At 73.0% G+C, this 10,874-nt stretch carries 10 protein-coding genes; 3 read left to right on the forward strand and 7 right to left on the reverse strand.

Features of this window, described 5'->3' with window-relative positions:
- Positions 1-288 precede the first annotated feature (288 nt).
- The gene (locus tag F7Q99_RS38135) at positions 289-429 is read right to left on the reverse strand and encodes a hypothetical protein (RefSeq protein WP_153471551.1); all 141 of its coding nucleotides are present in this window, start codon (positions 427-429) and stop codon (positions 289-291) included.
- Between the two features lie 683 nt (positions 430-1,112).
- Positions 1,113-2,699, reverse strand: coding sequence for a replication-relaxation family protein (locus F7Q99_RS38140; protein ID WP_195911421.1), 1,587 nt, complete (start codon positions 2,697-2,699; stop codon positions 1,113-1,115).
- A 712-nt stretch (positions 2,700-3,411) separates the two neighbouring features.
- Between F7Q99_RS38140 and F7Q99_RS38145 the strand changes: the two genes are divergently transcribed.
- From F7Q99_RS38145 to F7Q99_RS38155, 3 genes are all read left to right on the forward strand, one after another.
- Positions 3,412-4,263 (forward strand): replication-relaxation family protein, encoded by an 852-nt coding sequence (locus F7Q99_RS38145; RefSeq protein ID WP_153471557.1) that lies wholly within the window; start codon positions 3,412-3,414, stop codon positions 4,261-4,263.
- Positions 4,264-4,553: 290 nt separating this feature from the next.
- The gene (locus F7Q99_RS38150) at positions 4,554-4,817 is read left to right on the forward strand and encodes a hypothetical protein (protein WP_153471560.1); all 264 of its coding nucleotides are present in this window, start codon (positions 4,554-4,556) and stop codon (positions 4,815-4,817) included.
- An 8-nt stretch (positions 4,818-4,825) separates the two neighbouring features.
- The gene (locus F7Q99_RS38155) at positions 4,826-5,629 is read left to right on the forward strand and encodes a helix-turn-helix domain-containing protein (protein ID WP_153471563.1); all 804 of its coding nucleotides are present in this window, start codon (positions 4,826-4,828) and stop codon (positions 5,627-5,629) included.
- A 64-nt stretch (positions 5,630-5,693) separates the two neighbouring features.
- Here the strand turns inward: F7Q99_RS38155 and F7Q99_RS38160 are convergent, their stop codons facing one another.
- The 5 genes from F7Q99_RS38160 to F7Q99_RS38175 all read right to left on the reverse strand — a co-directional run bounded on the left by F7Q99_RS38160 (position 5,694) and on the right by F7Q99_RS38175 (position 10,800).
- Positions 5,694-6,371, reverse strand: coding sequence for a DUF402 domain-containing protein (locus tag F7Q99_RS38160; RefSeq protein ID WP_326847569.1), 678 nt, complete (start codon positions 6,369-6,371; stop codon positions 5,694-5,696).
- Entirely contained in the window at positions 6,368-6,589 is a 222-nt protein-coding gene (locus F7Q99_RS40675) for a hypothetical protein (protein WP_195911427.1), read from the reverse strand. Before F7Q99_RS40675 ends, F7Q99_RS38160 begins: the two co-directional genes overlap by 4 nt.
- A gap of 258 nt (positions 6,590-6,847) precedes the next feature.
- Entirely contained in the window at positions 6,848-8,398 is a 1,551-nt protein-coding gene (locus F7Q99_RS40680; protein ID WP_195911422.1) for a replication-relaxation family protein, read from the reverse strand.
- A 196-nt stretch (positions 8,399-8,594) separates the two neighbouring features.
- Positions 8,595-10,025: a hypothetical protein gene (locus F7Q99_RS38170; RefSeq protein WP_153471566.1), complete on the reverse strand. Its 1,431-nt coding sequence runs from the start codon at positions 10,023-10,025 to the stop codon at positions 8,595-8,597.
- Between the two features lie 133 nt (positions 10,026-10,158).
- Positions 10,159-10,800, reverse strand: a complete 642-nt coding sequence (locus F7Q99_RS38175; protein WP_153471569.1) for a hypothetical protein — start codon at positions 10,798-10,800, stop codon at positions 10,159-10,161.
- Between the last annotated feature and the right edge of the window lie 74 nt (positions 10,801-10,874).

Consider the following 10,874-nt stretch of genomic DNA (forward strand, 5'->3'; position numbering starts at 1 on the left):
GCAGCAGCCGCGGACCCGCCGGCACCCTGTCGCACCCACCTGTCGCGCCCCCACCACACACACGGGTTGAGGGGTATCCGCCCACGTCACAACACGCGACAGCCCCCCACACGACAGCAGGACGCGACAGGCAACGCGACAGCACCCACCCACCACCAGCCGACCCCGCAACGGCCTCCCCAAACCACCACCAGAGCCACCAGAACAACCTCCAGGGCGGCCTGACGGCCACCCAGCCACCCAGCCAGGACGACGGCCGGCCAGGACGACCGGGTCAGCCTCGGGAGCTCATAGTGGCCAGTCGCTGGCCTCCTGCCGGGCGATGTCACACCCTGCGGCGTGCCCCCAGTTCCGCCCGCACTCGATGCAGCGCGGGAGCGGCCGGTCGTCGTCGGGGTCCAGGTACTCGTCCCACTCGTCCTCATCCATGCCACGGTCAACGACCAGAACGACGAGAGGTGCCCACCTGGTGCCGAACGGCGGCCCAGCGAGGCGGGCACAGGCACGGCCCAACCACCAGGGACGGCGGTGCAGACCCGAACGGCGGCCGCAACGAGCCGAGGCGGACGACGACCGCAACGGCCGCCCTACAGGCCCCACAGGCCCACAGAACGCCCAGCCACCAGGGAAAACAGCACCTCAATGACACAACCCCACAACCCCCACAGCCCCGAACGACGGCCGGGACGGCGGCGGCGCAGCAGGACCCGCCCCCGAGCGGCGGGCACAGCGCGAGGCCCAGCCCGGACGGGCGCGGCCCGGACGGCAGCTACCCGCCGGCGGGCACGGGCAGCCTGGCCCCACCAAACCGAACACCAACCCCCGCCACCACCCCCGCACCCCACAATTCCAACCCGAATTCAGGCAACCGCCGGAAAACCAATCAACAAAAACAGCTGTGCGGAATTCACGCCCGAATCACCGGCGAAACACCCACCAACCGGCCAAGCGGGCCGACAGCACCCCCGACAGCACCCCGACCCCACCCACCACCACACACAGTCACCAAGCCAGCCACCACCCACCACCCACCGACCGCCCCCAACAGGACCAACCAAAGGTCCAGACAACCCGGCCTGTAGGGCCATTCCACGCCCACCATGGCCAACAGGTCACACCCGGCGACCCCTCACCGGGTAGAGCTTCGCGTGCAGCACCCGGTCCTCCCACCACGGATCCTCCGGAGCGGACACCAGCGCGGCGACCTGCTCGCGCTTGGTCGGGGCGGGCAGCACCAGCGGGCCCAGGTTCTTCTCGGCGCGGTCCCGTGCGCACTGCGGGCACTCCAGCCGGTCGGGGCCGGCCTTCTCCCGCAGCTCCGACTTCGAGCCCTCCTTGCCACCGATCGAGCCCCGGCACGTCCAGCACGGACGCAACGCAGCGTTCGCTGCCCGGGCGGCTTCCAGCTGTTCTTCGGCCTCCCGTTCCAGGCGCTCCGTGTGTTCCTGGTGGCAGGGCCAGCAACGGCCACCCGGGCGCCGGGTCCACTGGCGGCTGCCATGCACCCAGGTGCTCTCCTCCTTGGGGACGTTGCCGCAGTCGGCGCAGGCGAGGGTCTGCATCAGCTCGCGGTGGTCCTGCTTGGCCTTCTTCTCCCGGGCGGCCTGGCGCTGGTCGTAGGCGGCGCGGTTGTTCGGGTTGTCCAGCGCGTCGATCAGACAGTGCCGTCCGTCGCGGCCGTAGCGCCACCAGATGGGTCCGAGTGGTCCGTGCTCGGCCAGGGCCTCCAGGGTGGTGGCGATGATGGGCACCGCGTCGTCGTACTCGCGCCAGCCGTCGTCGTTGTAGTCGCGGACCACCTTGCACCACCGGCCGAGCCAGCAGTCGGCGGACAGGTCCGCGACGGCCTGCTGCCGGTTGGCCAGGGCCACCGGTCCGGCGTCGGTGACGACCAGGGCGACCGGCGGGTACCCGGGCCGGGTGTGGCCGGGCCAGGTTCGGCGCCACCAGTGCACCGTGCGGTCGGCCGGCTCTTGGTCGGCGAGGGCCGGGTCGTTGTCGCGGACCTTGGTGCGGAACAGCTCGCGGTAGGCGGTGAACTTCGCGGCGACCCGCTCCGGCGCCATGGTGGAGCGGTCGACCTCGACCATCAGCACCGGCACCCCGATCTCCGGGGCCTGGAGCACCGCGTCTGGGCGCACCTTGCGCTTCCCGCCCGGCAGCGTGAACTCCACCTCGGTCGCCCAGTCGGTCACGGTGCCCACCCCACCCGGGGTGTCCGGGGCCGTGCCTCCGAGGACGAACGCGGCGATCGTCTCGTTGACCGCCATCGCGTGCTGGGCACCGGAACGCCCGGCACCCCGGGCCGTTCCGCCCATGTCGGAGCGGGGCAGGCCGAGCACCTGCCCGGCCGCCTCCAGTCCGGCCGTGCCCTCCAGCCGCCAGGTCTTGTGCCGCGCCCTGGTGTTGCCGTCGGAGGCGACCAGGCCGTGCAGGGCGAGATCGCGCAACGCCTGCCGGATCACGGTGTTCGACGCCGCCCCCGGGCGCAGCAGTCGCTGGAGCTGGCCGGCGGTGGCGACCTTGAGGACGCCGAGCGCGCCGAGGACGTCGGAGCGCATGGCGTTGGTCGAGCTGTTCGGGTTGGCGGCGCCGCGCCGGTACGCGGTCCGGCCCGGCCGGGACGGCTGCGGTGGTTCGACGGCGTCGGCCTGGTCGTCGTTGTCGTCGGGCAGGGCGGGGCTCTGACGGGTGCTCACGGGCGTCTCCCGGTGGTCGTGTCGGGCTGCTGCCTCTGAGGGATATCCGGCGTTCCTGACAGCCGCCAAGCCCATTCCGGGCCCGCGCGCCGCACCCTCTCCCAGCACCCCGATCCGGCCCCCACCGCCACCCCCCAGCAGCGAGCGGCCGGCACCAGCCGGACGCGAGAAGAAGAAAGGCCCACCGCAGGTGCAACAACCCGAACCGACCAACCGACAACGCCACAACCACAAACCAAAAACCAAAAGCAGAAAGACGGGAGAAGAGGGTTGTCAGAATGCGGCGGCGGCCCGGATTCGGGCACTGACCTGCCCGTTCTCCCGCATCCGGCGCGGGAGGGACGGTAGGGGCAGCGAAGGGGGAAACGGCAGGGGCAACGGAAGCAGTCCAGCAAACTCACCAGGGCCACCAAGGTATTGGTGAGTTTCCTTGATAGGCCACCAAGGAAACTCACCAGGGCACCTTGATGGCCATCCCAGCAGGTCAGAGACGTGCCGATCGAGGCAACGAGGGCTCCGAGGTAGGGACTGGTTGGCGGACGGGATTACGGACCGCATTTCGGACCGGTGAGAACGCGGGATACCTTGATAGCGGGAGTTATCAAATCGTTATGAACAACCAACCTTGATGGTAAGAAATCCGGTGAGTTTCATGGGGTTCCATTCTCCGAGCGCGGGAGATGCCCGCGCCTCGGAATGAGGGAGCACATTCGTGCACGGGGATCTGGAGACCGACCACGACGTCCTGGTGACGCTCCACCGCTTCACCCTGGCGACCGCCGAGCAGCTCCACCAGCTCCACGGCGGCACCGCCGGGATCAAGCAGACCCAGAAGCGCATGGCCCGGCTCCAGGCCGAGGGCCTAGCCGAGTTCGTGACCCTGCCGCAGGCCGGCCGGGCGAAGGCCTGGCACCTCACCGCGGCCGGCTCCGCCGTGACCGCCACCTTCCCCGAGGCCCTGCGCCCGGCCGCGCCGGTGCCGGGCTCGGAGAAGCCGGCGGTGCGGCACGGGCGCGAGCACCTGCTCGACGTCGGCCGGATCCACGCCGCCTTCGTCACCGACGCCCGGGAGCGCGGCGAGGCCTGCGGCCCGCTCGACCTCCTCCCCCACCCGGAGCTGCCCGCTGGCGGCGCCGAGGTGTACCGGCCCGCCGCACACCTCGCCTACACCGCAGGCCAAGGCGACGAGCGGCACCGGCTGCGGGCGTTCGTCGAACGCCACCGCCCCGGCGCCGGCGCCGAGGAGACCGCGGCGCAGCTGGCGGCCTGCGCCCGGGTGTGGGAGCAGGCCGGCCCGGACGACCGGGGCCGGGCGTGGGAGCGGCGCTGGCGCTCCTTCCCGCGGCTGCTGGTGGTCCTGGTCGGCACGGCGGCCGCCCGGGTGCGCGGCGCGGTGGCGGACCTGCGGCTGGCCGCCGAGGAGAACCCGGCCGTCGCCGAGATGCTGGCCGCCGTCCCGGCCGGCGCCGCCCGCCTCGAGGACCTGGTCCAGCGCGGACCGTCCGCACCGGTCTGGCACCCGCTCAGCAGCAGCGGGCGGGCGTGCGGGTGGACGGAGCTGTAGCCAGGTGGAGCCCTTCAGAGCCCACGGTCAGCTGGGGCAGATCTGGCGACTATGCACACCATCGTGCCAGTTCAGAGTGCACAGAGAGCAGCCCTGAGCGCGGACATCGAGTGGAACGTACGTAGGCGGATCTGAATCAATCCCGCCAACATATTGGCGCGGCCGGGCGTCTTCGCGAGAGGGTGGCCTGGCCGCAAGGAGGCACTCGGCGCCCGCCGATCCGAAGGTGGGACGACGTCCCTGGCGGCTCTTCAGATCTCTCTTCCCTCTTCGACAGGAGTTCCTTCCGCATGTCCAAGCCCAGTTCTGTCCGCCTGTCCTGTGTCAACCTCTGGGACCGCGCTCGCGGGATCCTGGCCGGTGCGCCGCGCCGCCTGGTGCTGGTGGTGGTCGTCCTGCTCGCCGCAGCCATCATCGTGGTCCTCGGCATCCCGGTCGAGCGCGTGGTGGCGGTTCTGGCCGTGCCGCCCGCCGCCGTGAAGCTGGTGGACCTCGCCGTCAGCCTGCTGTCGGGCCGTCGGCGCTCTCGTACGGCGGCACCGACGGTGGGCTGAGCACGGCCATGGGACGACCCGAGAAGCCCATCGCGGCCGACGCCTTCGTCGAGCTGCGCCGGCTGGCCCACCACCTTCGGAAGCTGCGCGCCGACGCCCGCCTGAGCTACCGCCAAATCGTCGAGCACCCGGATAGCAACGGCTACTCCGTGGCCACATTCCAACGAGCGGCCGCCGGGGTGACCGTCCCCACGAAGGAGGTCACCATCGCGTTCGCCAAGGCTTGCGGCCACGACGCCAACACAGCTCTGCGGCTGCGCCGCGAGGCCGCCCGCGCCACTGCCTGGGCCGCCGAGCGCAACCTTCCCCGACGCATCACCCCTGGCGCGATCTTCAGCCTCACCGACTTGCGCACCGCAATGCGCTACGTCCACCTGCAGGCTGGCCGCCCCTCCAGCCGTGTCCTGGAGGCCGACGCCCCACCAGGCCACCTCCCGCACACCACCCTCGACCGCCTCCTCGACCCTCGTAAGAGGCCCCGTCTGCCCAGCCGACAGCTCCTCGAAGCGTTCCTCGCCGCCTGCGCCGTACCCCCGCCGCGCAGGAAGGAGTGGATGGCCGCGTACCAACGACTGGCTGACCACCCCAGCCTCAGCGCCCGGGCCCTCGCGCGCATCGCTCGCACTCACGGCGACGGCACTCCCTACCGTCCGTCCTGGCAGTCGTCGCAGCTCCACGACAGGGTCGAGGAGGAAGCCCTGCGCAAGGAGAGGAATCAGCAGTTCCAGTCGTTTCGGAAGACCTGGAAGGCCCCCGACGACCTTGACTGGGCCAACGACTACGGCACCGGCGAGGACGAGTACATCCCCTAGGCCTCACCACCACGCCCAACCGCCAACTGGCCACAGGGGCACAGCCTGATCCGACCCCGGCGAGTCAGCCCGGATCGGCCTGGTCAGCTCCGCCAGGCAATTCGGGCACCGGCCAAACCGGGTCCGGCGTCCACGCGGGCCACGGCCCGGCGAACGGGCCAGCGCGGTCCTGGAGGAGGCCGAGGGCGCGCTCGCGGGCCTGCTCGACAGCTCGGTGATCCGCGTCGGTGATGAAGCCGAGGCGGCGGCCGTGCGCGTACTCGTCCTCGTCCTTCCACGTCGCCGCGGACAGGTCGGGCTCGACCACCAGGTCGACGAGCAGGTCCAAGGTGTCGATCCCGATCCGGGTCCGGACCGCCGGGCGCTCGAAGTTCACGTACAGGCGCAGCGGCTCGCCCGCCGGGGTCTGGAAGTGGTGCAGGGAGAACCACTGGCCCTCCTCGAAGCGGGAGCGTAGGACGGTGTGCTGCCAGGCCCACGGCTCCAGTTCCCAGGTGCCGGCCGCGAGGTTGGCCAGGCCGTTCTTGCGGGAGGTGTCGTCGCCGGTGCGCAGCGCCGTGGTCCAGGTGGTCGGGGCGAGTGCGCTGATCCCCGGCCAGTAGCCGAGTTCGAGCAGGGTGCCGGTGTCGGAGATCGCCCGGTGGGGCTGGGCGGACCACACCTTGCCGAGGTGGATGTCGCGGCGCACCACCGTGGCCCCGGGGGCGAACGGGGCGCCGGTGCCCGGCGCGACGGCGGTCACGGCCGGCACCAGGTCCGGCAGGCGGGCTCGTGCCAGGTGGTCTTCACGACCATCCCGCCCGGGGTGAGGTGCTCGCTCGACCAGGTCCGGCAACACCCGCCGCCGGGCCGGGCCGGGGCCGACGGCCTGGCAGCGCGGACCGGAGCAGCGGGCGCGGGGACGGTGGGCGCGGCCGGACGGCGCGGCCGGCGGGGGCGCTTGGTCGAGGGTGTCGTCATGCCGCAGGCTCTGCCCGCCCCGCCGTCCCGCCGAACCTGGCCGCCACCCGGACGGCCCAGCTGCGACTGTTCTTACCGGCTGCTGACCTGCGCCGACACCCGAAACTCACCGGTCGGCGCCCGGAACTCACCAGCGCCCCGGGGCGAAACTCACCACCGCCCGAGGCGAAACTCACCGGCCCCGGGGCGAAACTCCCCAGCGCAGGTCAGCAGGGGTGCCGAAACTCCCCGGCGCAGGTCAGCAGGGGCGCGCCGGGGTCAGGAGCGGCGCCACCAGGAGCCGCGCCGCTTCGCCTCGGCGGCCGCGGCTTGGGCGGCGGCCCGCTCGCGCTCGGCCTCCTCCCGGGCCTTCCGGTCGGCGGCGGCCTGGCGGCAGCCGGCGCACAGCCCGTCGTCGCCCCAGGCGGCCCGCTCGCGCTCGGCCCACCGCTCGTCCGAGAACGGCGCCTTGCATCGGGTGCAGGCCGGACGGCGGCGCGCGCGCTCCGCCTTCTGCCGTTCCTGCTCCCGTTCCTGGCGGGCCTGGTCGGCGGCGGCCTGCTCCGCGCGCAGCAGCTCGTCGCCGTCCGGGTTGTCGAGCGCGTTGGTGAGGGTGTACCAGCCGTCCCGGCCGAACCGATGCCACGGGGCGCCGGCGCCGAAGCGGCACAGCAGCGGCAGGGTGGTCGCCACGACCGGCAGCGCATGGTGGTAGTTGCGGGCGGTGATGTTGTCGCCGCGGTACGGCGGCGCGTACCAGGCGTCTTCGGAGGCGGCCTCCACGGCCTGGATGCGGCGCAGCAGCCGTAGGTGGTCGGCCTTCTCCTTCTCCTTCTTCTGCTCCGGAGTGAGCGGCTTGGTGCCGGGGCGGGTGCGCTTGCGGCCCGCCTCGAAGACCAGGGCGACGGGCGGCAGGCCCTCGCGGCCGGTCGGCGGGTAGACGGTGGGCCACAGCCGCAGGCCGTGCGTGCGGGTCCCGGCCCGGCGCAGCGAGGCCTCGAAGGCCGCCTTGGCCGCGGCCTTCGCCGGGAGCTCGCACCAGGCCCGGTACGAGGTGAGCTTCTCCACGAGCGTGCCGACGCCCTCGTTCTCGCGGTCGACCTCGACCAAGAGCACCGGCACCTTAGCGCCGGGGTCGCGCAGCACCAGGTCGGTGAACAGCGAGCGGCGGTGCGGGATCGCGTGCTCGACCTCGGTGGAGAACGCCTCCAGATACCCGATGCCCGCGCGGGCGAGAAGGCCGGCGGTGGCGACGACGTCCAGGGCGTGCTCGGAGAACGCCGTGCCCGGGCCGTCCCGCTCGGGGCGCAGCGCGGACAGCTTCGCCCCGGCCGGGAGCAGTCCGGCGGCCTCACGGCGGCCGGCCGCGGTCAGGCACCAGAGCTTGCGGTTGTCCGGCAGGCGCAGCTCCTCGCGCACCCTCCCCGCGGCCTGAAGGTCGCCCAGGGCGTCGCGGGTCGCCCGATCGTTGCGCTGCCTGGGCAGGACCAGATGCCACAGCTCCCGCCCGGTGGCGCGTTGGAACAGGGCGAGCGACACCATGACCCCCTTCCTGACCGGTTCCGTCGATCCGCTCTTCCACCGCACCTCAGCAGCAGGGGGAAGAGGGTTGTCGCCACGACCTCGACCCCTTGACCGGGGCCGCTGGCCTGCGGAAACGGGCCAGGCCACCGACAGGGGCGTGGAGGTGCCGGCGGAGGTGCCGACGGAGGCGGCGCCGGGCCCCTTGCCCCCGTCCGGCGAGGCCTTCGCCGCCCGGTCCACCTGGTGGTGGTCGGCGGCCTGGTCCCCGTCGTCCGGGTCGGGTGCGGCGGGCGAGGTGGTGGTCATCGGTGGCCTTCCGTCAGCAGGAGGCCGGTGCGGGCGCGGTAGCCGGCTCCGGCACCCGGGCGAGCACCCGGATGCCGCCGACCTTGCACGGCACCCCCTTGTCCGCGGTCTGACCGCACCCCTTGACCAACCCCCTTGACCCGCCCGGTTTGCCCCGGTCAAGGGCCTTGTCCTCCCGGTTTGTCCGTGCCCGGGATCACCCCACGGGGCGGGGGAGCACCCAGCCGGGCGGAATGCTGCCGAGGTCCCGTTCCAGGGCCAGGCGCAGCAGGGTGAGGGCGTCGTCGGGGTTGGTGGAGAGCAGGGGGAGGTTGTCGGCGGCGTCGGCGACGGGGTGGCCGTTGATGAGGACGATCCAGGAGCCGTCGTTGTCGTAGACCTCGGTCCAGCCGGCCAGGCGGCCCCGCTGCTCGAGGGCTTGGACGGTTGGGGCGGTCGGCCAGGTGAGGTGGACCAGGCCGTCGCCGAGGGCGTAGGAGCGCTCCGGTGTGCCCAGGCCCCGGTCGGTGGGATTCCTCCGGCCGGTGGCCGGGCCCAGGGTCAGGGTCGGCACCCGGGGTGTGCGCTCGCGCTCGGCGTGGGAGCGCAGCAGGGCGTCCAGGGCTTCGCCGGTGGTGCGGTGGGTGCGGGCCCCGCTGGCGCTGTCGGTCAGGATGCGGGCGGCCTGCTCGCCCTGGTGCTCGGCGGCGATGTGTCCGGCCGCTCCCCACGGGCCGTCCGGCAGCGGTGCGGTCCAGCCGACCGGCCGGCCCCGGTGGAGCAGCTGGTGGACGTCCTTGGCCTGCGGGTCGTCCCAGGAGGCCAGGAGCCAGTCCTCACCGAATGTCAGGTCCAGGTCGTCCAGGCGGTCCGGCTCGCCGAACCGGACGACCGGGTCGGTGCACGCGGCGCGGCGCAGCGCCTCGAAGTCCTCCGCCCGCTCGTTCGCCGGCATGGCCGGAGCGGGCACGGCCGCGCCGGTGCGGATTTCGGCCCGGGCCGCGATGACGGGTGCGCCGGAACCGGGCACGACGTCAACGTTTGCGGCCCGGGCCGTTTCTCCGGGCTTGGTGGCGGCCTCGGCCACGGGCGCATTTGCGGCCCGGGCCGCAGAAGCCAGGACCTGGGGGGAGACGCGGGCCAGGACATCCGAGCGCATCAGGTCCTCCTCGGCCCGGCGCAGCTCTCGCTCATCCCCGTCCAGGCCGGGCCAGCGGACCTCGTCCCGCGCGTCGGCCGCCGCCTCCCGCAGCCGGGCACCCAGCCGAAGGGACTGCTCGTAGAACTTCTCGTACGCGGCCACCGGGTCGGTGTCCACCGCCGCGAGGAACGCGTGAGCGGTGCTCTCCAGATCGGCGACGTGGCCCAGAATCACGGCCCGGGCGCCCTCCGGTGCGGATACCGACTGCCCCGGGACCACCCGGCCCGCCGCCTTGGCGGCGGCCTTGGCTGCGGCCTTGGCGCGAGCCATCTTCGACTTGCAGGAGCGGGAACAGTAGAGGGTGGGCCGGCCCCGGCCGGATTCGGCGACCGGCGCCGGCTCCCCGCAGCCTGGCCGTACGCACACCGGCGCAGCCGGCTTCTCCGGCAGCACGTCGAACAGCACGTCAGCAGCGGTGACCGAATTACGGCCCGGGTCGTCATTCACGGTCGGGATCGTAACCTTGACGGCCACCCACACCCAGCCGATTACAGCCCGCGAGCCGCAAAGCGCGGGCGCCCGGCAGACCGGCCGGAGCCGGGATTTCAGCGCGGGCCGACATTCCGTCGCGCCCAGACGGCTATGTGTGCTCGGGGACCAGGCGCAGCCCGGCGAGGACGTGGTCGCGCCAGGGGCCGGGACGGGTGCGCTCGTCGGCATCGAGGAGGGCTCCGTCGCTGACGGCGTGCCAGCCTCCGGCAGGACTCCGCTCGACCCATCCCACGATGTGGCCGTGGTCGAGGATCCAGTAGGCGCTGGTGTCTGCGGCACGGCCGGAAAGCTGCCATCCCAGGGCCAGGTCGAGGACGGGCTCGCAGCCGCCGAGGGTCAGGGTGAGCGGCGGAGTGAGCGCGGTCGGCCGGGCACGCTGGGCGGGGATGGCAGCTCTCCGGCCGGTGGTGAGAGCGGCCTGGTGCAGTAGGTCCCGGTGCAGGGCGGACAGCGCGGCGGTGAAGTGCTCGGCCGTGACCGCCGGGTCGAGGCCCGCGTCGAGGGCGTCGACGAACTGCACGGCGGTGCCGTGGACGGCGGCGGCCAGCCGCAGGATCTCCCCCAGCGGTCCATCCCGGTCGGCAGCAGGCTGCACCGCCACACGAGCGGCGGCGAGCTGCTGCTCGACGGCAGCGGCGCGACGGCTTCGGTACGCCTTCGACGAGCAGGAGCGCGAGCAGTAGTCCGGCCGCTGCCCCGCTCCTGGCTTCCGCAGCTTCGCCCCACACACCAGACACCAGCCCGCCGAATCAGGCAGGCCGACAGAATGTTCGCCACGGCGGTGTTCGGAGGCCGCTGCGGCGA

It is taken from the genome of Streptomyces kaniharaensis, assembly GCF_009569385.1.
Classification (GTDB): domain Bacteria; phylum Actinomycetota; class Actinomycetes; order Streptomycetales; family Streptomycetaceae; genus Kitasatospora; species Kitasatospora kaniharaensis.

Bases quoted from the DNA above. Each gene is read 5' to 3' on its own strand.
- F7Q99_RS38135 (WP_153471551.1), bottom strand. From the start codon at position 429: ATGGATGAGGACGAGTGGGACGAGTACCTGGACCCCGACGACGACCGG.
- F7Q99_RS38150 (WP_153471560.1), top strand. From the start codon at position 4,554: ATGTCCAAGCCCAGTTCTGTCCGCCTGTCCTGTGTCAACCTCTGGGAC.
- F7Q99_RS40680 (WP_195911422.1), bottom strand. From the start codon at position 8,398: ATGACCACCACCTCGCCCGCCGCACCCGACCCGGACGACGGGGACCAG.
- F7Q99_RS40675 (WP_195911427.1), bottom strand. From the start codon at position 6,589: ATGACGACACCCTCGACCAAGCGCCCCCGCCGGCCGCGCCGTCCGGCC.
- F7Q99_RS38155 (WP_153471563.1), top strand. From the start codon at position 4,826: ATGGGACGACCCGAGAAGCCCATCGCGGCCGACGCCTTCGTCGAGCTG.